We start from the raw sequence: 20707 nt of genomic DNA on the forward strand, positions 1-20707 counted from the left end.
ATCAGAGAATTAGGTACGTTGTTGGGATGCGAGCCCTCTTTATATATACGCCTAAAGAGGGCTGAAGCCCAACAACGTACCTTTGTTAATTCTGCACAATAAAATCAAAAGGGCGAATGATGGGAATTGAACCCACGAATGGTGGTACCACAAACCACTGCCTTAACCACTTGGCTACACTCGCCATAACGTTTTCAACTATAACATAACATCTCAGCACAAGTCTAGGGGTAAAGCAAAAAAATTTCAAAATATTTTTCAGCCTCCCTAAACCGATCGGCATCAATTGTGCCTGAAATTCAGCGCACAGCCCGAGTTTAGCACAATTTTCGATTTGGGCGATCGCACAATAAAATTGGTTCGTAGTGCGGACTTCAGTCCGCATTATGCGGACTGAAGTCCGCTTTTGCGAACTTTCATTACTGGACATGAGATAAGTCCTCGACGCAAGTGTGACAATAGTTAAAGATTTTTTGAGGTAGATTGTGGCGCCAAGAGTGAAGACAGCGCAACCGCATACCTTTGGTTAATGTGCCAGTTGCGTCTCGGAATGTAAATGAAACGCCCGCGCAGCAAGCTGTCGCGCGCCCGGATCTGTGTCAGCTTGGGGCGCCGTGCACATTGTATAACATCGCGATCGGGCCCAGCGGAATAGAATAGCCTTATATCCATGTGTGCGTCTATTGTCAACTAATTTTCTTCTCTTATCTCTCTTCCTTCGCCCCGCGAAGCAAGGAGACTATGAAAGCGGTGCATTTAAAAAACTTCTTCACAATCCAAAATCTAAAATATAAAATCTCAAATCCCTATGAGCTACTGTATTAACCCAGAATGTCAAAATCCCGAAAATTCACTCACAGAAAAACTTTGCTTGAACTGCGGCTTTAACCTATTGTTGAGACAGCGGTATCGCCCGATTAAACTCTTAGGAAGAGGTGGATTTGGCAAAACTTTCCTCGCCATTGATGAAGACATCCCCTCGCAACCGCGCTGTGCCCTCAAGCAATTTTATTTTCGCGATCGCGATCCAGTAATTTTCAACAAAGCCCTTGAATTATTCCACCAAGAAGCAGTCCGTTTAGACGAACTGGGAAAACACGCGCAAATTCCCACTTTATTAGCTGCATTTGAACAAGAAGGTCATATTTATTTAGTTCAAGAGTTTATAGACGGGCCGACTCTCAAAGAAGAATTAGACCAAAGTGTCTGCGATGAAAATCAAATTTGGCAACTGCTGCAAGACTTATTACCCGTGCTGCAATTCATCCACGACAACCGCGTCATTCACCGCGACATCAAACCTGAAAATATTATCCGCCGCCAGTCGGACAACAAACTCGTATTGATCGATTTCGGCATTGCCAAACTGCTGACTGATTCAGCTATACTCCGTTCAGCAACGCTGATCGGGAGTCAAGATTATATAGCTCCCGAACAAATGCGCGGTAAAGTATTTCCTGCTAGCGACCTTTACAGTTTAGGTGTTACTTGCATTCGCCTGATGACGCAAGTTCCGCCGTTGGATATGTACGACTGTAAAACCGAGCGCTGGTGGTGGCGCGAGTTTCTCCCCAAAGGCACGAGTATTAGCGCCGAGTTAGGTGAGATTTTAGATAAATTGCTACAAACTCATCTTTGTCAGCGCTACAGTTTTGCGGCGGAAGTTTTGCAAGATATCAATGCAGTTTTAGATATTCGCCAGCAAAATTTGGTTGTGCCGAAAAAGCCGATCGCCCAAACTCTCATTAATACCGACAACTCGCCTTATTTCAAAGCCCTGCCAACTTCTGAGCCTCCGATTTCACCGACCAAAACTACCGCCAATTCCGCAGAAACTTTGTCCTTATCAAGGATTTCAAATCTCGATTCTACCATGATTTCAGCAGCGGGAGTTGATTATACCAAACTGCGGGATTGTTTGTCAACTAAAAAGTGGAAAGAAGCCGATCGCGAAACTTGGGCCGTGATGTGTCAATCTCTATCGCTGACACCGGGAATTCAGCTAGAAATCAGCCAAATTTACAAGTTACCATGCGAAGATTTGCAAATAGTCGATCGCCTGTGGCTGCACTACAGTCAAGGTCGGTTTGGCTTCAGCGTCCAAAAGGAAATCTATGAAAGCGTCAAGGGAGATTATGTCAGATTTTGCGATCGGGTAAACTGGCAAACCTACAATTCTGCTACTGCTTCAGGACAACTTAAATTTACTCAGCAAGCACCAATCGGACACCTGCCATCTCGCAGTTGGGTTGGTGGCATTCAGTGGCTGCGACACCTCGATGCCTTGTCAGCAAAGCTAACCGAATGCAACAACAATTGACTATTGATATTTGTTATTTGTTATTTGTTATTTGTTATTTTTGAATATTTCGCAATAATTAATAACCAATAACTAATGACTAATAGCGTTCGCGAGCAGGGACAGCACTAATGACTAATGACTAATGCCCAATGACCTGTTTGGCCACTGCCCTGTTTGGCCAATTCCCGATGCCCAATTCCCGATGCCCAATAACTTAACTCTACCTGAAAGCAGAGCAATGGCTCCCGCTAGATGTATCCAACGAGCGAGGTTCAGTGCGATCGCTTGTCGCACAATGGATGCTGAAGGTAAACACAGATACAGTCGGAAATCTGACGACTGTAACAACCGAACTAAAGAGAGGTATCGATCGATGTTTTTTCACAAAAAGCCACTAATGTCTGCGGTAACAGTAGACGAAGCCAACCCCCGTTTTGCCCAACTGCTGCTAGAACAGTTTGGCGGAGCAACCGGAGAACTGACAGCAGCTTTGCAATACTGGGTGCAGTCCTTTCACTGTGAAAATGCAGAGATTAAGGATATGCTCCAAGATATTGCGATCGAAGAATTCAGCCACTTAGAAATGGTTGGCAAACTGATCGAAGCTCACACCAAAAACGTTGACCAAACAGAAGCTTACAAAAGCACTTTGTTTGCAGTCAGAGGTGTAGGCCCGCACTTGTTGGATAGCCAAGGTCAAGCTTGGAGTGCTGCTTACGTCAACGAAGGCGGCGATGTTGTCCGCGATTTGCGCGCTAATATCGGTGCGGAAGCAGGAGCTCGCCAAACCTACGAAGCATTGATTGAACTAGCGCCGGATGCGGGAACGAAAAAGACGCTGCACTTCTTGCTGACTCGGGAAATTTCCCACACTCAAATGTTCATGAAAGCTTTGGAAGCGATGGGCAAACTTACCGATCCGTTCTTCGGAAATATCGCGCCAGATTCAACAGTAGATTTGTTCTTTAATTTGTCTAGTGATGGCAAAGACCAACCAACTGCTTTGAACTCTGAACCTACTTTCAAGTACGTCGCCGAGCCTACTCCTCAAGGTTAATCAGAATATTCGGCAACTGTTATCCCCGACTTCTTAAAGAAGTCGGGGATTTCGGCGTTCGGTTTTTTTTAGGAGTTGCGGCTCCCTGATGTTAGAATTATTCAACATCCCGATCGACCATTAACATCAAATCCCTATTGAAATTGCGATCGACTTACCTATTAGTTTCTCACGGCAGCCGCGACCCCAGACCGCAAGTAGCTTTGGAAAACCTGGCTCAACTGCTGTCTGATAATTTGGCCCACTCCTTCCCCGCAGTCGCCACCGCCACCCTAGAACTCGGCCCCGCGCCACTCCACGAACAAATTTGCAGTTTTGGCGAACGTACCCTCTCCCTCGGACTGACTCATTTGCAAATCCTGCCCGTATTTTTATTACCCGGAGTTCACGTCGCCGACGACATACCCGCAGAGGTGGAAATTGCCCAGAAAACTTTTGGTTCCCGGTTAAACATAGAAGTGCGCCCGCATTTAGGTTCCCAAGTAGCAGGCTTAACAAACTTGCTCAAAACTCAGATGCAAGAGCTAGCTTTTGTCCCCAATTTGCTATCCCCAAAATGGATTGTACTATCTCACGGCAGCCGCCGCCCCGGAGGTAACTCGACATTTGAAGAAATCGCCAGCCAACTCGGCGCAGAGACTGCTTATTGGTCAGTAAAGCCGAGTTTGGAAGAACGAATTGACAGTTTAGTTCGTGATGGACAGCAGCAAATAGGAATTGTGCCATACTTCTTATTTAATGGAGGAATTACAGATGCGATCGCCAAAAATGTCGAGCAGCTACAGCAGCAATTTCCCACGGCAGAACTTCATCTCGCAAATCCTCTAGGCGCCAGTGTAGAATTAGCAGACTTAATTCGGGATTTAATTCAAAAATGAATCGCAAAGACACAGAAGAGGTCAAGGAAGCAAGAAAAATGTCTTTAGGTAAAGTGTATTTAGTAGGTGCAGGCCCCGGAGATCCGGGTTTGATGACTTTGAAGGGAAAAGCGCTGTTAGAGTGCGCGGATGTGGTGATTTACGACGCTTTAGTCAGCCCTCAAATTTTGGCAGTCATCAACCCCCAAGCAGAACGAATTGATGCCGGGAAACGCAAAGGCCGTCACTCGTTAATGCAGGACGAAACTACTCAGTTAATGATAGACAAAGCTCAAGATAATGCGATCGTAGTTCGTCTCAAAGGCGGCGATCCGTTTATTTTTGGGCGCGGCGGCGAAGAAATGGAAGATTTGGTAAAAGCTGGAGTCTCGGTAGAAGTTGTACCCGGTGTCACTTCGGGAATTGCGGCCCCGGCTTATGCGGGAATTCCGTTAACACATCGATCGTACAGTTCGTCAGTCACTTTTGTCACCGGCCACGAATCGGCGGGAAAATATCGGCCGGAGGTTAATTGGCAGGCGATCGCCCGCGGCTCCGAAACTATTGTAGTATACATGGGAATCCACAATTTGCCTTATATCATCGGCCAGTTAACAGCAGCCGAATTGAGCGCAGAAACGCCCGTAGCCTTAGTGCGCTGGGGAACGCGGCCGGAACAAGAGGAATTGATTGGCACTTTGAGTACAATTGTAGAGCAAGTTGAGGCGACTGGATTTTCCGCACCTGCGATCGCCGTAATCGGAAATGTCGTTAATTTGCACTCTATATTGTCTGGCTGTCGGCCACATCAGACGGTGGTTGAAACCGCACCTACACAAACGATTTCTGCCTCCGCAGACTGAACAAAACAAATTAAATTTAACAATCTTTGTCTTCAACCCGCGGAGGCGGGTTTTGTCTGTGTAGACGCGGTTTTAACCGCCGTGTCTTTTCTACAAACCTATGTTCAACGCGCCACCTGCCGCATATATTCCCCCCACAACTGAGCCGCATTTGCACTACCTCCGCCAGTCGGAGAATTATCATCATTTCCCAACCAAACTCCTGTCACCAGTTGCTGGCTGGGAATATAACCGACAAACCACAAATCTTTATTATCATTAGTCGTGCCTGTTTTTCCAGCTTCTCCCAAGCCCAAAGCAGCACTGCTACCCGTACCTCCCCGAACAACTCCTTGCAGCATATCAGTCATCGTATCCGCGACGCCTTCAGAAACTAACTGTCGATTGGCAACGCCATCTTTTTGATAGTCATAAATCACCCGACAACTTTTAAAATCATTTCGATCTTTGCAGTCGCTGCTGTCAATAATTCGCTTGATTACGTGGGGGCGATTCCCCAAACCCCGGTTCGCCAAAACCCCGAACGCACCCGTTAATTGCAATACGTTAACTTCACTTTCACCTAACACTAAACCGGGGGAAGAACGCAGGGGAGATGTAATCCCCAAACGTCTGGCCATGCCCACTACATTGTCTAAACCGACATCTTGCGCGACTCTCAAAGCAATGGGATTTTCCGACTGTGCTAAACCCCGATACATATCAGTGCTACCGCTGGTTCTGGCGCAGCCATTGTAACTTTGTCCTCCCCAAGAAAGCGGCTCGCAAGAATAAGTCTTACTGGGTGGGATTCCGCGTTCTAGGGCGGCGGCATAGGTGAAAATCTTAAATGTAGAACCGGGCTGTCTCAATGCTTGGGTAGCCCGATTAAACTGACTTTGCAAGTAATCTACACCCCCAACTAATGCTAAGACTTCCCCGGTTGTAGAATTGAGAGTTACTACAGCTCCTTGAGAAAAACCTGCATTCGCTCCGGCATTTTCTACGGCATTTTTGAGGGAAGATTCAGCTACTTTTTGCAGACCTGGATTTAAGCCTGTTTCTACAATAAAATTGCCTTCTCTGGCTAACTGCTCCCCCAACAAAAACTCCAATTCGTCAAATACATAATTGTAGAAATAAGGCGCGATCGTACTTTGCAGGTATTGGCGGGCTTTGGGATTGATGTCAATTCGCGATCGCCTCGCGCGATCGGCTTCTTCCTGAGAAACCGTCCCCATTGCTCGCATCCGTTCGATTACTCGATCGCGATACTGCACCGCCAACTGATAATTTTGAATCGGATTAAAACTGTTTGGCCCAGGCAAAATCCCCGCCAAAGTCGCCGCCTCCGATAAAGTCAAATCCTTCGCCGACTTGGCAAAATAAAATCGAGACGCATCCTCAAAACCGTAGAGGTCAATTCCCAAAAACACGCGATTTAAATAAGTCAGCAACAGCTCATCTTTGCTGTAATAACTCTCTAGTTTCAAAGCAACTACTGCTTCCCGGAATTTGCGTCCGCCCGAATCTTGAGTACCTACATAATCTCGAAACAAACTCCGCGCTAACTGCTGCGTCAGAGTGCTACCGCCTTCGCGAATTCCTCCCCCGCGCACATTGGTCAACAGCGCCCGCAAAACGCCGATCGGATCTACGCCCAAATGCCAATTGTAGCGGCTGTCTTCCGAAGCAAGTACCGCCTTGGATAAATAAGGCGAAAAATCCTGCAATTGCTTCAATTCTAAGTGAGCGTTATTCTGAGGGGGACGCAGCGGAGTTTGTCCGTCGCGGGCGTAAACAATCACAGGGCCGTTGATACTTCTCGGTAGAGGCCGCACTTGAAACTTGGTCGATTCAACACCAACCAAAATAGCTATCAGAGTGGTGATTCCGCTAACACCGTAAAAGCTGTAACGCAAAAATTCTAAATACCAAGGTGGCGGATCTACGTACTGAACTCTGACGGCGGCGGCGAGTTCCGGCGGCCCTAATGTGAACACGTCTCCGTGACGGAGGGACATACTTTTAATTCGTCTTTTCCCTCTGTAAATGCCGTTGGTAGAGTCTTCGTCTTTAATTACAAAAGGTGTTCGCCGTCGAGTATCCCGCGACAGGGATAGGTGTACGTGACTGACAACGGGATTGCGAACTACAATATCTGAAGCTTTGGACGATCGACCTAACAGATATCGATCGCCCAATAGCGGATAAACCTCAGCTTTAGCCGCACCTGCATCCTGTACCCACAGTTCGGGTACTTTGGCATTTGGTTTCAGGGCTAGCTGGTTAAAATTAACCTTGGCAATTGTCTGGACTGCTTGGGTAATCGCACCCAAGACGGTTTGAGGTTTGCGGGGCGGCTGCGGTGGGGTCATATTTCGCTATGGACTACGATCGAGCGATCGGCTCTTGAATCATTCTACTCGCAACTTTTGGCTATTTTCAGGATCTGTCCCATACTTTGGGCGATCGACCGTCGATGTTAGATTTTAGATTTTAGATTTTAGATTTTAGATTTATACCGTGTCCTGTCAATTACCTAAAATTAAAAATGTTCGATCGTTCGGACTTTAGTCCTACTAGCGATTCCCAGCAAAATATTATAAATTTCCTAAACAATGAACTGTTTATCTAACATTTATCCTCGATTTATATCATTTATCAAAACTTTTGCTACAAAACAATTGTTCGGATTGTTTGATCGACCTCGATCGAGGCTAATTCTTAGGTACGTAGTTGCGCTCTTTGCGCTCCGATCTTAATATATATAGCCATCCTAAATCATTATCACGGGCGGCGAACATAAATGTGATTTCGCCTAAATCAATCAGGGACACGGCTTGACCTAAGTCCCTACAGGTACTCATGAAAATCCTGCGAGGATTGCGATAAGAGCGCAAAGAGCGCAACTACGTACCTTTATTTAGTGTGACGGTTGCGTCTAAGACTGAATTAATTAAAACCCCCCTTTTTCAAGGGAGGTTTTAGGCGTAAAATACGCAATATTGTCCTTACATCGAAGAACCCAAACCGGCATAAGCACCGTAGAAGAAAAGGCTCAAAATGCTCAGAGCACCGAGACCTGCGACAGTAGCTACCAGCCACAAAGGAATTCTGCCACTTTCACTAAACATAGCGATCACCTCACTAATTCACAGCTAAACAAATTGGATTGAATCACAGAGATTGAACTGAACCACCAGTTAGTTAAAGAAATAACTGGAGAACAAAATCCCCAACACAAAAATCAGCAATAAACCCAAATAAAGAGAAGTCCGGTTTAACTCGACTGGCTGCTCGTTGGGATTAGGGGCGCGTTCAGGCATTATAAACTCCTATCGTTGAATAAATTGCATTGCTGCGATCGCGCCCAAAAAGAAAATCGTTGGGACACCTAAAGTATGAACGGCCAACCAGCGTACCGTAAAAATCGGATACGAAATTGGCTCATTGTTTGGCGTTCTGCTCGTCATTTTTCCAAATCCTTGTAAAATTACTTGCCAATGAACTGATCTACTTGTTTCTTAGCTTCAAAGCGATCCGAGATAATCGGAACTTCTTCGCGCTGCTCTGTGAAATACTGGTTAGGGCGAGGAGTTCCGAAAGCATCGTAAGCCAAACCAGTTTGCACAAACAGCCATCCAGCAATAAACAAAGCTGGAATGGTGAGGCTGTGAATTACCCAATAACGGATGCTTGTAATAATGTCCCCAAACGGACGTTCTCCAGTTGTACCGGCCATTTAGAATCCTCCTTTCAACAACAAATCGACAGACAATCTCTATTACTATTCTACTATCAAGCAGCTTGCGCTGAACCTTGATATTTAAGTAGAGTACCGCTCGCACCAATCACGAATCCGCGATCGGGGCCCATAAAGACAATCCTGTAAAAATTAGCAGGAACGTCCTCAACTTCGCGGTCTTTTTGCCAAGTTTTCCCGCCATCCAAACTGCACAGCAAATTGCCGCCGCCGCCGGCTACCCAAACTTCATTATCAGTCCGGTAAGCCATGTCTAGCAAACCCCAACTCGCTTTGCGATCGGGAAAAAACGGTTTTCCCCAACCTTCAGGATTGGACGGATCGCTAAACTGAATCTGACCGCCGCGGGCGAGCATCCACAAACGCCCGTCCTTGGTAAAGCCCATGTTTTGCAAGCGGCGAGAACTATTGCGGTTGTGGGGTTCCCAAGCTTGTTGTCCTGGTCTCCACACGGAGTAGAAATTACCTTTCGAGGATACCGCAACATACTGCCCGTCTTCCGAGCGGTTGATATTGCGAACTACCCCAAAAGAATCTTGCACGATCGCTTTCCAATTTTTGCCACCGTCAGAAGTCCGGTAAATCGCCCCGACATCCGTCGTCATATCAGCCGTATTTGGGCCAATAGCGGCGATCGTACTCGGAGAACCTGGTAACTGAGAGCTTAAAGCAATCCGCGTCCAAGACTTGCCCTCATCTTCTGTGTGGAGCAAAACCGAAGGCTGACCGACAATCCAGCCTTCGGAACCGGAAAAACTCACCGACGCAAAACGCGATCTCGGCTCGTCTATATCCAGTGCTACTGGCTTCCAGTTAGTCCCGCCGTCGATCGTTTCAAACAGAGTCGCCTCAGAACCAACAACCCAGCCGTGCTGGGCATTTCCCGTAAAGGCAATATCCTGTAAATTAGCTTCTGTTGGCAAGGAAATCACTTGCCAAGGGTTGTAACTCACAGAACCGATCGTGCTGCAACTCGTACAGATGAGTGCAGCCGCCAATAACATTACAATTCGTTGCCAAAATCTCACAATCGTTTTACTGCAAACCATACATACTAAGTAACAACAAGAAACCAACGACCAAGCCGCCAAAAATCAGCAAACTTTTTTGACCTTCGGTCATGCCGTTGACGCCGACACCGTAGCGCTGATTTGCTTTAAATCCCGATACTCCTTCCATCTGACCCAGATTTTGAAAGACCGACTTGCGGCCCGCGCAAACGGGACAAACCCAAGTAGCGGGCAAATCTTCAAAAGCTGTGCCAGGGGCAATGTCATTTTTAGGATTCCCTTTTTTCGGATCGTAGACGTAGCCGCAGGCGCGGCACTCGTGCCGATCGAGGGTCTTAGTCTCAGTGGCTCGATCGCTCATAGTTCCAAAAAGAGTAGGTCAGTTGACACTCTCCGGGCTTTAGCCACGGAGATTCTTAAGACCACAATTTGAGTCTTAAAGGCGCTGACAAATCGCCTCTACACGCTCAAAACAACTACTAACACCAGAAGTATTGCAATTGCGCTTACTTTGATCTTTTTATACTTTCAGAGTCCATCACGCCCGCCAGTTAGGTACGCTCAACAATTCACTATTGCTTGTTTAACTCTCGCTACGATCGAGTCGAGGCGAGCTAAATCAGGAGTTACACCTTTTGATATTGTTTCAACACGTAGATGGTTGTTCTTACTTGCCTTTCTAGATCTTCTAACGCGAAGCCGTCCTAGAAGGACGGGGCTTCAGACCGATTTTGTTGGTGAAGTACCTCAACTAAGCTTCGTTATAGTTGGGGCTGCCAACCAACACTCAGATTAGGACGGTCTTATTCGTCTTCGAGGTTTCCCGTCTCAACCGCCGATACCACGTTAGGGACACCACAAGGGTGTTCGACACAAAGCGTCGATGATGGTCTTACTCAGCGTCCACAGGCAGCCGCCCGTCTTCCACAGGCAGTTAGAATATCGTTTACCCAATCCTGAGATTGCGGTTTTATTAAAATATACATTAAAAATTATTGCAGAAGATGGACAATTAATCTCGATCGACCAGTAATTTCTGTTACCGAAAAATTGGGCCTAAAGCCCCGTGTCCCGATCAGACGGCTTTTATGATAAGTTATGTATTTATGTATTGTTGATTCGCGAGATGTAAAAATCCGGTCTCAACTGTATAAATCCAAAAAATCTCAAATAAGTTGGGGCATCAACTATCGTGCTAGGCAATATCAGACAAGCCGTGCTTGCTTTTGCTGTTTAAATCCACAATCCCCATGCCTTTAGGTTGGGGAGTATGTCAAATAACCCTTTCACAGAGGCAGTAATTATTCACCGTGTTTGCACTTAGCGGCTACGAGTATTTTTTAGGCTTCCTGTTAATTTCGAGCCTAGTGCCTATCCTCGCCCTCACGGCGTCTAAGGTACTGCGGCCCAAAAGTCGTCCCTACGACCGACGCACTACCTACGAATCTGGCGTTGAGCCGATCGGCGGAGCCTGGATTCAGTTCAACATCCGATATTATATGTTCGCCCTGGTCTTCGTCATCTTCGACGTAGAGACCGTATTCCTCTACCCTTGGGCGGTTGCTTTCAACCAGCTAGGACTCTTGGCTTTCATCGAAGCCTTGTTTTTCATCACGATCCTCGTTATTGCTCTTGTATATGCATGGCGCAAAGGAGCCTTAGAATGGTCTTAAGTTCTGATACATCACAAAAATCCCTAATTGTCAATCCGGCAGAGCGGCCGCAAGTCACATCCGAATTATCAGAGAACGTCATCCTAACCACGGTTGATGACATCTATAACTGGGCGAGACTTTCCAGCCTGTGGCCGTTGCTTTACGGCACGGCTTGCTGCTTCATCGAATTTGCAGCTTTGATTGGTTCGCGCTTTGACTTCGACAGATTCGGCTTAGTACCGCGATCGAGCCCCAGACAAGCTGACCTGTTAATCACCGCAGGTACAATTACCATGAAGTACGCCCCCATCTTGGTGCGGCTGTACGAACAAATGCCCGAACCCAAGTACGTGATCGCCATGGGCGCGTGCACGATCACCGGTGGAATGTTCAGCGTAGACTCCCCCACAGCAGTCAGAGGCGTTGACAAACTTATCCCCGTAGATGTGTACATCCCCGGCTGTCCCCCGCGTCCCGAAGCGATTATTGACGCAATTATCAAACTGCGGAAAAAAATCGCCAACGACTCAATGCAAGAAAGGGCTAACTTGTTACCGACTCACCGCTACTACACCAGACCCCACAAAATGAAAGTAGTAGACGACATTTTGGATGGCAAATATTTGTCAATTCCCGGGCGGATAGCCCCACCGAAGGAGTTGACGGAAGCAATGGGAATGCCCGTACCGCCCGCCCTGCTTGCAGGACAAAAACAGGAGGTACAACGTGGCTGAGACAGAATCTGCGATTGTTGAAGCTGGGAAGGTTTCTCAGTGGTTGACTCAGAATGGCTTCGATCACGAGGCTTTAGCTGCTGATAATTTGGGTGTGGAGATCTTAAAGGTCGATCGAGAATTCCTAATTCCGATGTCAACAGCACTGTACGCCTACGGGTTCAATTATATGCAGTACCAGTGCGCCTACGACCAAGGCCCTGGACAAGATTTAGTCAGCGTCTACCACTTGGCTAAATTGACGGACAACGCTTCGCACCCCGAAGAAGTCCGCGTCAAAGTATTTATTCCCCGCGAAGATCCGAGAGTTCCATCAGTTTACTGGATTTGGAAAGCAGCAGATTTCCAAGAGCGGGAATCCTACGATATGTACGGCATCGTCTACGAAGGACATCCGAATCTGAAACGGATTTTGATGAACGAAGATTGGGTGGGCTGGCCGCTGCGGAAAGATTATATTTCGCCTGATTTTTACGAATTGCAAGACGCTTATTAAGCGAGTTTTGCGAGGGCGGGTTTAGAGTATAAAATTTGACTTTTGCAGTCAAGTTTTATGCAAAACTCGCCCTCTGTTTTTTTCATTAACTGGTTCCTATTTTCTATGCTCATTCCAAATGCAGGAAATGCAGTTGTTGATATTCGTAAACTTCGTGACTACTGCCTAAATCCAGAACACGATGATGGTAAACACAAAGCGCGGCTGTTTTCGTCAATTCTGGGGATGATGCCTGACAATGCGGAGGAATTGCGCCAAATTTTGCTTGAAGTAATTCAAAGTCATGAAGCTCAGTTAGGGAGGCGGGATGGGTTCGGGCAACGGTACACCCTAGATTTCACGATTGAATGGCAAAATAGAAGTGCAACCCTTCGGAGTGGCTGGATTATTGAGCATGATTCGGAAATTCCGAGATTAACAACCTGCTATCCTTTGTAGTGCCGGGAGGTAATAAAAGTGGTAAATAATACAATTAAATTACTAGATGTTGTTGCCTTGACCGTTGATATTCCTGAATACAATCTCTGGCGCGGACAAGTTGGGACAGTGGTTGAACTGTTGGCTGATGGTGCAGCGTTTGAGGTTGAATTTTGCGATCGCAACGGACGCACTTATGAATCTGTCGGACTGAATCCAGAGCAAATCATGGTTTTGTACTTCGAGCCAGCATCACCTAATATCAAACCCGAAATGGTTACAGCATAAGTGGTACAACAACACCCATGGACCCGCAGTCTGGCAAATTGTCGTAGGCCATGTCAGCGCAGTGCACGAGCAGTAGCAGAGATCGCCTGCATCGGAAAGTTGTCAATAAGACATCTAGAATAGGGATAGTAGCTCAAATGAAAAATGCTTAACGAAAACAATGCTTACACTGAAGAAACAGGGAAATAAATGGCTTCCAAAGTCAGTATCGGATTTGGAAAATTATCTTAAACAATTCATGGTTCCAATACCACACTATGAAGAGAAAGAGTGTAGAGGGCTGCAAAAGAATATTGCTTACTCGCTTCAACACCTCGAATTTATACATCGCTGTGGCGAAGACTTAAATCTTACTTCCGTTCTTTGGAATCAAAACGCGAAAACGTTCATCATAGTAGCGTGTTCAATTATTGAGGCTCTATTTTTTTACCTACTTCGCGCACGCGGTAAAGCTGCAACTACTTCATGGAAATCCTATCGCAAGTTATCAGGGCAGGAGTTTGAAGATTCTGATGGGAAGAAGAAAAAAATTAATATGGAAATCTTTGAAAAGGTTAAGCCAGAAATTTACCAAGAAATGAGTTTTGATAAAATGTGCCAGCGCGTCGAGTCAAAAAAGCTTGTTGCATTGGGAAATGACGAATTCTTTAAGAACCTTCCATATCTCCGTCAGATTAGAAATCGTGTTCATGTTCACATTGTGAAAGATGACACCGACACTGATTATCTAAAAATCCAGCAAAAGGAATACAATTTAGCAAGGAAAGTTCTTTTCACCCTACTAACTTCCGAGCTTTTTCCTAATGTTAGAGAAGACTTGTTTGATTATCTTAAGGTAGATGAGACGACGAAATACTGAGAAATCCACCATTGCAAGGATTTTTGACTATTTCTAATGCGTTGCAGTGGCGACTTCAGTATGGAAGAGTCATTGAGCGCGCTGGACAACAGGAAGGCGTTATCGCAGTTTATAAATCTAACCGATGAGTTCCAACGATCGCAAAACAAGACTAGAATACGGCGATTTTCAGACACCGCCGGCATTAGCCGAGATGGTATGTCGAAAATTAGTAGAACTTAATGTCAATCCAAACACTATCATTGAGCCGACGTGCGGAGTCGGTAATTTTATTGAAGCTGCTGCACGTTCGTTTCCATCCGCAGCGAAGATTATCGGGGTTGAAATAAATCAAAATTACTTAACAGAAATCAGACTAAATAAGCAATTATTTCAGGATGAGAGATGCGATATTTTTCATGGAGATTTCTTTCGATTTAATTGGAAATCGTTAGTTGATCAATACACAAATAGACTGCTTGTACTCGGCAATTTTCCTTGGGTGACAAACTCACAACAAGGAACTTTTGGTAGCGAAAATTTACCTAAAAAAAACAACTTTCAAAATCACAAAGGCTTAGATGCTCTCACAGGTAAGAGTAACTTTGATATCTCAGAATGGATGCTGATTCAGGCGGTGCAATGGCTGCAAAAGCGCGATGCTTATCTGGCCATGCTTTGCAAGACTTCTACTGCTAGAAAGTTATTGAATTACATTCACTCTCAAAAACTCTATCTCGCTGACTGTGCAACTTACACAATAGATGCCAAAAAATATTTTGATGCAAATGTTGATGCTTGTTTGTTAGTTTGCAAATTTGACAGTTATTCGCGAAACTACTTCTGTGATGTATTTAGCAGTTTAGAAACTTCGGACTGTCACCGAATTGGATATCATAATAATCTCTTGGTTAAGGATATCGATGCTTTCAGTAAATTGAGTAATTTATATGCGGTGGATTCAGGGACAAAATGGCGATCGGGTGTAAAGCATAACTGTTCTAGTGTAATGGAATTTAAGAAAATTGACAATTATTTTGTAAATAAATTGGGAGAAGTTGCTGATATTGAGGAAACTTATCTGTTTCCCATGATCAAAGGATCTGGTGTTGCTCAAAATCGAATTAATGCTACCGATCGCTATATGCTAATTACTCAAAAAAATATCGGGGAATCAACGGAAAATATCCAAAAAATTGCCCCTAAAACGGGGCGATATCTGGAGTCTCGCGGGCAATATCTAGATAATCGAAAAAGCAAAATTTATGAAAATAACCCTAGATTTGCGATTTTTGGAGTGGGCGATTATACCTTCAAACCTTGGAAAATTGCGATCGGCGGGCTTTATAAAAAATTGGAGTTTAGGTTAATCGGCGAAATCGCTAATAAACCTGTAGTTTTTGATGATACTGTTTACTTCCTAAGTTTTGATGATGAGGGAGTTGCACGTCAAACTTTTGAGCTTTTGAATTCATCGGCTGCAATTAAGTTTTATTCTGCGATCGTATTTTGGGATGAAAAGCGTCCGATCAAATCGAGTGTCTTAAATTGTCTGAATCTGGCACTGCTGGCAGATTCGGAGTTTGTAACCGCAGATGCACGCGGATGAGTATAGTTCTGCTATTTTTGACCGAATACGTAAAAAGTGGTGATATCGTTCCAAATTCCTTGCTGGGTTTGCAATGCTTCTATTTCTGCTTCAAATTCGGCCTTGGCTTGTGCTAATTGCTCGGTTGAAAGTGTTGATAACGGCGGCGGATATTGTCCAGGGGCGGGATGAGAATTTCCGGCCCACATTGCTTTTGCTTTTTCTAAACTGATATAGCTGCCATCTTGTTCGATTTTAATTTCTATCTGTTTAAATCCTGCTTTTTCGAGCAGGTTTCGGCATTTTTCAACAGTGCCTGTGGGTTTGCTCATATTGAAGGAAATGCCGTATTTTTCGGCTACTTTCTGCGTCACAACTCCGCCTACAAAAGCGGTGTCGGCAAAGGCATGAAAGCCAATTATTCCTCCTGGTTTGAGAAATCGATGCCAGTGAGTGAGGGCTGCGTGCAGATTAGACATCCAAATGAAGGCTGAAGAGCAAAAAATGCGATCGCAAACATTACGTGGTAAGTCGATATTTTCGGCATCCCTTAGCAAAAATTCTGTATTATTAAGCTTTAATTCGAGAGCTTTTTTTCTGGCTACATCGAGCATTCCATGCGAAATATCTACGCCAATAACTAGACCTTCAGTACCGACAATTTGAGCGGCTGCGATCGCCACATGACCCGTTCCCGTTGCAATGTCTAAAACCTGCTGTCCGCGACTGACTCGCCCGTATTCAACGAGACGCTGAGCAATCTGCAAATGCCAATCGCTATTGTCATAATTTTGACTTCTGCGGGTGTACAAATCTGCGATTTCTTGCTTGTATTTGTCTAATTTAGGTTGGTTGTTCATAGAGCAAAATGATGAATAGATTTAATGTAAGTAAGTCGGCGCTTTAAAACACAACTATGTAAACGATTGTAAAGTGTCCAAATGCTTTCTACTGGCTGACTTAAGCCTGTTTACATACTGTTACATTCCGCATCCGTGCAAGTAATTCCATTCTGCCAAATTTCATATTCACTGAGATCGATATCTTCATTCCAAACCAGTGCATAACCACCAGGCTCAATTTTAAAGTTTCTGAAAAACCCAGGATTACGTAACGTCGCAAACATCGGATTCTCTAATAACTTAGAGATGTCATATTTTTTGATTTCAAGATTAGCAAACTTAACCATCAAGGTATTATCGTCAATAACTTTAGCAGAAACAATGCGCTCAGGTTTCATAATGAGGATTATTGTAGTAGAAATAATAGCACAATGACAGACCATCGCCACTAACTTCAATCATTCCGCAAAGCTGCGATCGGATCTAAGCGAGCGGCATTCCGTGCCGGCAATACTCCAGCCAATAAGCCTACTGTAAAGGATAGTCCAAAACCGGCTGCGATCGACCATACTGAAATTACAAACGGAAAACTAAATGCTGTCGCGGCCCCAAAGGCGATCGCAATTCCCAACCCAATACCAGCCGTACCGCCCACAGTCGAAACTAAAATCGATTCAGCCATGAATTGAATCAAAATAGCTGCATTGGTAGCACCTACAGCTTTGCGAATCCCGATTTCCTTAGTGCGCTCCACAACTGACACCAACATAATATTAGCAATCCCGATGCCGCCAACTACCAGGGAAATTCCGGCGATTGCCACTACCATCACTGTAAACAAACCTACCACATTGCTGAAAGTATTCACAATATCAACTTGATTAATCACTCGAAAATCATCCGGTTGTGGCGGATAGATATTGTGGCGCAAACGCATGATATTTTCTACTTGAAATTGAGCATCAGCTAAATCCGATTCCCCCGTAGTTTGTAACCAAAAACCAGAGATGGCAATTCCAGCCAAAGAATTTCTACCCACAATTCGAGCCGACATATTTTTCAGGGGAATATACACGCGATCGTCCTGATCCGTACCCCCTACCGAACCCTTGGGTTCCATCACTCCTATTACCTTGTAGCGCCCTCCCTGAATGCGAACATCGGCTGATAGGGCATTAGCACCAACTCCAAAAAGCTCGTCTCGCACCTTAGAACCAAGGACAACAACTGGTTCAGCAGCATTCAATTCATCCTCATTAAAAAACCGTCCTGCTTGAGGTTGAATGTTCTTCACATCGGGGTAATTTAAATCAGTTCCTAATATAGAAGTAGATGAATTTTGTCCGCCATAAACAACTTGCACTTGGCGCTGCAAAAACGCCGAAATCGCCTTAACTGCCGGTGCTTGTTTGCCGATCGCCCTAGCGTCATCCCATGTCACAGTAGAAGCAGAACCACTACCCTGACTAACACCGCCCGATCGCGAAGCACCAGATAAAACCAACAGCACATTAGTACCCAAAGCCTTCAACTGTTCCTCAGTAGACTTTTGTACTCCCTGGCCCACCGAAGTAATCGCAATCACCGAAGATATGCCAATAATCACGCCCAGCATCGTCAAACTGGTACGCAACTTATTATTCCACAGCGCCTCAGTCGCCATGAACATAATTTGAACATTTGAGATTTTGTTAATAACTGGGGGAGTTTTTAATTTCATGTTATCGGTTATTTGTTATTTGTTATTTGTTATTGAGCGGGCAAATTTCTACTACTCAAATCTTGTACTTTTTCATGAACAGGCAAGATGCCTGTTCCACAAAAATTCAATTTTCTTGTGGGGTGGGCTTCTAGCCCGCCCAGAAAAGATTATTGCAAATAGTGCAAAATATCTCTTTTTATGAACAGGCAAGATGCCTGTTCCACAATAGATCAATTTTCTGCTTGTGGGGTGGGCTTCTAGCCCGCCCAGAAAAGATTATTCCAAATAGTGCAAAATATCCGATCTAACGCAAACGACTTCCACCACCCGGCTGCAAACCTGGAATTCCGCCCGATGATGGAGTTTGAGATTTAGGCCGCAAGCCAGGGGGGAAACTAATAAAAACCTTTTCATTTCCCTTCAAGCCCGATCGCACTTCCGTCTTATCATCAACCGTCATCCCCGTCTTAATCGGCACAAACAAAGGCTTCCCATCTTCACCACCAGTCACAAACACTCCCGTTTCCTTTTTTTGACGAACAATCGCCGCAGTCGGGACAACTAAAACATCCTTCAACTCACCCGCCTTAAACTCCACATTCACATTCATTCCCGATCGCAATAGTTTTTTAGCATCATCAAGAATTGAAGCTTTTACCTCAAAACTGGTAACATTTTGCTGGACAATTGACTGAGGTGAAATTTGATTAACTTTCCCAGTAAAAGTCTTTCCCGTATAAGCATCAGCTTGAATAGACGCATTTAAGCCGAGGCGGATTTGAGCAATATTACTTTCTGCCACATTCGCCACAACCTGATTTTTTGAAGCTAAAGACAAAATCGAAGAAGAAGTTGCCGATGTCACCGCACTACCTGCTGTTGTCGGTGTCACAAAAGCTCCTGGATCGGCATATTTGCGGGTGACAGTACCGCTGAAAGGAGCGCGAATTTTCGTATCATTAATCAACGCTTGGACTGTTTGGAGACTACCTTTAGCCGAGAGAACTTGAGCCCGGGCGATCGCAATTTCTTCCGGCCGAGCACCACCTTGAATTAGTGCCAAAGCTTGCTGTTTTTGCTCCACTGCGGCTTCGGAAGCGGCGATGTCTTCGGATCGCGCCCCCGATCGCACTCCTGCCAAAACTTGCCGTTTTTGCTCGACTGCTGCTGCGGAAGCCGCAATATCTTCCGGGCGAGCACCAGCTTGAATTAGCGCCAAAGCTTGCTGTTTTTGTTCAACTGCGGCCCGCGCAGCAGCGATGTCTTCCGGGCGCGAACCAGCTTGCAACAAAGCTACAGCTTGTTGAGCTTGTCTGACTTGAGTTTGAGCTCGATCGCGCGCGGTGCGAGAAGTATTCACAATTTGAAGAGAAATGGCCCCCGATGTGTAGAGTTCCTGATTTCTTTGAAAGTCTTCTTCTGCTTGTTTTTTGGCATATTCAGCATCCCTAAGTTTAGCTTGCGCTTGGGCAATATCTTCAGGGCGATTGCCCTTGAGCAATTTTTGAAGAGTTGCTTGTTGTTCTGCTAATTGGGCCTTTGCTGCTGCAATATCTTGACTGCGATTCCCATTGAGCAATTTTTGCAGGTTTGCTTGTTGTTCATTTACTTGGGCTTGGGCGGCGGCAATATCCTGAGTGCGATTACCGTTAAGTAATTTTTCCAAACTGGCTTGTTGTTCAGCTAATTGAGCCTTTGCTACTGCAATATCTTCGACTCGATTACCATTGAGTAATTTTTGCAAGTTGGCTTCGGCTGAGGCGAGTTGTCCGCGATTTTGAGTCAATTGTCCTTGCAGGTTGGAGTCATCCATTTGGGCGAGAATCTGCCCTGTTTTAACAGTGTCTCCTTCTTTAACCAGTAAAGTTTTGAGCACTCCTGAAGTTTTGGGGCTGACGTTAACACTCCTTTCGGGTACTATTGTGCCATTTGCGGAAATGGCGATCGGCAAATTCACCCTTTCTACAGCAACGGTTTTTTCCTTGCGTCTGCTTTCACGGCGCGATTTGACTGCGAGTTGGCTGTAAGCTGTGTAGCCGACTCCGGCGAGTAGGGAGGCAGCGAGGAGTCCGCTTAACCAGGGAGTCAGCCCTTTTTTAATCTGAAACTGCTTTAGGAAGTACATATAAGTTAGACCGATCGGGCGTCTGCTTCATTTTGACCGATCGGGAACCGAAAAGGTTCAATTTAAGTCTGGCTAATTTTTTTTGGTTGTGGTGTTGTGTCGGATTATTTTGGATAATAATGAAATCAGCTACGATCAATTGAGAATCTCGATCGATGAGGAACGCAGACATGAGCATTCAATTAGAG

General features: G+C 45.3%; 23 protein-coding genes and 1 tRNA gene. 12 read left to right on the plus strand and 12 right to left on the minus strand.

Annotated features, from left to right (window positions below; genetic code table 11):
* Positions 1–111: 111 nt before the first annotated feature.
* Positions 112–184, minus strand: a tRNA-His gene (locus tag JGK11_RS07315).
* Between the two features lie 624 nt (positions 185–808).
* Here JGK11_RS07315 and JGK11_RS07320 point away from each other — a divergent pair.
* From JGK11_RS07320 to cobA, 4 genes are all read left to right on the plus strand, one after another.
* Entirely contained in the window at positions 809–2320 is a 1512-nt protein-coding gene (locus JGK11_RS07320; RefSeq protein WP_293211127.1) for a serine/threonine-protein kinase, read from the plus strand.
* 124 nt (positions 2321–2444) lie between these two features.
* Complete coding sequence (locus tag JGK11_RS07325) at positions 2445–3359, plus strand: manganese catalase family protein (RefSeq protein WP_363319084.1); 915 nt, start codon at positions 2445–2447, stop codon at positions 3357–3359.
* 143 nt (positions 3360–3502) lie between these two features.
* On the plus strand, positions 3503–4237 hold the full coding sequence (locus JGK11_RS07330; protein WP_293211129.1) for a sirohydrochlorin chelatase: 735 nt from the start codon (positions 3503–3505) through the stop codon (positions 4235–4237).
* The gene (gene cobA / locus JGK11_RS07335; protein WP_293175788.1) at positions 4234–5079 is read left to right on the plus strand and encodes a uroporphyrinogen-III C-methyltransferase; all 846 of its coding nucleotides are present in this window, start codon (positions 4234–4236) and stop codon (positions 5077–5079) included. Before JGK11_RS07330 ends, cobA begins: the two co-directional genes overlap by 4 nt.
* A gap of 104 nt (positions 5080–5183) precedes the next feature.
* Here cobA and JGK11_RS07340 read toward each other — a convergent pair whose 3' ends face one another.
* The 7 genes from JGK11_RS07340 to JGK11_RS07370 all read right to left on the minus strand — a co-directional run bounded on the left by JGK11_RS07340 (position 5184) and on the right by JGK11_RS07370 (position 10195).
* Positions 5184–7436, minus strand: a complete 2253-nt coding sequence (locus JGK11_RS07340; RefSeq protein WP_293175786.1) for a transglycosylase domain-containing protein — start codon at positions 7434–7436, stop codon at positions 5184–5186.
* Between the two features lie 636 nt (positions 7437–8072).
* On the minus strand, positions 8073–8195 hold the full coding sequence (locus tag JGK11_RS07345) for a photosystem II reaction center protein J (RefSeq protein ID WP_293175784.1): 123 nt from the start codon (positions 8193–8195) through the stop codon (positions 8073–8075).
* Positions 8196–8264: 69 nt separating this feature from the next.
* Positions 8265–8387 carry a photosystem II reaction center protein L gene (locus tag JGK11_RS07350; RefSeq protein WP_293175782.1) on the minus strand — a complete coding sequence of 41 codons (123 nt, stop codon included), beginning with the start codon at positions 8385–8387 and terminating at the stop codon, positions 8265–8267.
* Between the two features lie 9 nt (positions 8388–8396).
* Positions 8397–8534, minus strand: a complete 138-nt coding sequence (gene psbF / locus JGK11_RS07355) for a cytochrome b559 subunit beta (protein WP_006635504.1) — start codon at positions 8532–8534, stop codon at positions 8397–8399.
* A gap of 20 nt (positions 8535–8554) precedes the next feature.
* Positions 8555–8803: a cytochrome b559 subunit alpha gene (gene psbE, locus JGK11_RS07360; protein WP_293144446.1), complete on the minus strand. Its 249-nt coding sequence runs from the start codon at positions 8801–8803 to the stop codon at positions 8555–8557.
* Positions 8804–8859: 56 nt separating this feature from the next.
* Complete coding sequence (locus JGK11_RS07365; RefSeq protein WP_293175780.1) at positions 8860–9873, minus strand: photosynthesis system II assembly factor Ycf48; 1014 nt, start codon at positions 9871–9873, stop codon at positions 8860–8862.
* On the minus strand, positions 9860–10195 hold the full coding sequence (locus JGK11_RS07370; protein ID WP_293175778.1) for a rubredoxin: 336 nt from the start codon (positions 10193–10195) through the stop codon (positions 9860–9862). Before JGK11_RS07370 ends, JGK11_RS07365 begins: the two co-directional genes overlap by 14 nt.
* A 522-nt stretch (positions 10196–10717) precedes the next feature.
* Between JGK11_RS07370 and JGK11_RS07375 the strand changes: the two genes are divergently transcribed.
* The 8 genes from JGK11_RS07375 to JGK11_RS07410 all read left to right on the plus strand — a co-directional run bounded on the left by JGK11_RS07375 (position 10718) and on the right by JGK11_RS07410 (position 15871).
* Entirely contained in the window at positions 10718–10867 is a 150-nt protein-coding gene (locus tag JGK11_RS07375; RefSeq protein WP_293175776.1) for a hypothetical protein, read from the plus strand.
* Positions 10868–11144: 277 nt separating this feature from the next.
* A complete protein-coding gene (ndhC, locus tag JGK11_RS07380) occupies positions 11145–11507 on the plus strand; it encodes a photosynthetic/respiratory NAD(P)H-quinone oxidoreductase subunit C (protein WP_006635500.1) in 363 nt (120 codons plus the stop codon).
* Entirely contained in the window at positions 11498–12223 is a 726-nt protein-coding gene (gene ndhK, locus JGK11_RS07385) for a photosynthetic/respiratory NAD(P)H-quinone oxidoreductase subunit K (RefSeq protein WP_265233759.1), read from the plus strand. Before ndhC ends, ndhK begins: the two co-directional genes overlap by 10 nt.
* A complete protein-coding gene (locus JGK11_RS07390; protein WP_293175773.1) occupies positions 12216–12719 on the plus strand; it encodes an NAD(P)H-quinone oxidoreductase subunit J in 504 nt (167 codons plus the stop codon). The genes ndhK and JGK11_RS07390 overlap by 8 nt, the downstream gene beginning before the upstream one ends.
* A gap of 105 nt (positions 12720–12824) precedes the next feature.
* Positions 12825–13157, plus strand: a complete 333-nt coding sequence (locus JGK11_RS07395) for a DUF6883 domain-containing protein (protein WP_293197849.1) — start codon at positions 12825–12827, stop codon at positions 13155–13157.
* A gap of 18 nt (positions 13158–13175) precedes the next feature.
* Complete coding sequence (locus JGK11_RS07400; RefSeq protein WP_293197847.1) at positions 13176–13424, plus strand: DUF4926 domain-containing protein; 249 nt, start codon at positions 13176–13178, stop codon at positions 13422–13424.
* Between the two features lie 160 nt (positions 13425–13584).
* Entirely contained in the window at positions 13585–14283 is a 699-nt protein-coding gene (locus JGK11_RS07405; RefSeq protein WP_293197844.1) for a hypothetical protein, read from the plus strand.
* Positions 14284–14407: 124 nt separating this feature from the next.
* Positions 14408–15871, plus strand: a complete 1464-nt coding sequence (locus JGK11_RS07410; protein WP_293197842.1) for a class I SAM-dependent methyltransferase — start codon at positions 14408–14410, stop codon at positions 15869–15871.
* Positions 15872–15882: 11 nt separating this feature from the next.
* Here the strand turns inward: JGK11_RS07410 and JGK11_RS07415 are convergent, their stop codons facing one another.
* The 4 genes from JGK11_RS07415 to JGK11_RS07430 form a co-directional block, all read right to left on the minus strand.
* Positions 15883–16710, minus strand: a complete 828-nt coding sequence (locus JGK11_RS07415) for a methyltransferase domain-containing protein (RefSeq protein ID WP_293175763.1) — start codon at positions 16708–16710, stop codon at positions 15883–15885.
* Positions 16711–16820: 110 nt separating this feature from the next.
* A complete protein-coding gene (locus JGK11_RS07420; protein WP_293211131.1) occupies positions 16821–17090 on the minus strand; it encodes a DUF2442 domain-containing protein in 270 nt (89 codons plus the stop codon).
* A gap of 56 nt (positions 17091–17146) precedes the next feature.
* The gene (locus tag JGK11_RS07425) at positions 17147–18412 is read right to left on the minus strand and encodes an ABC transporter permease (RefSeq protein WP_293197840.1); all 1266 of its coding nucleotides are present in this window, start codon (positions 18410–18412) and stop codon (positions 17147–17149) included.
* 286 nt (positions 18413–18698) lie between these two features.
* Positions 18699–20519, minus strand: coding sequence for an efflux RND transporter periplasmic adaptor subunit (locus JGK11_RS07430; protein WP_293175757.1), 1821 nt, complete (start codon positions 20517–20519; stop codon positions 18699–18701).
* Between the last annotated feature and the right edge of the window lie 188 nt (positions 20520–20707).

The organism is Microcoleus sp. PH2017_34_RAT_O_A (assembly GCF_020737885.1).
GTDB lineage: Bacteria > Cyanobacteriota > Cyanobacteriia > Cyanobacteriales > Microcoleaceae > Microcoleus.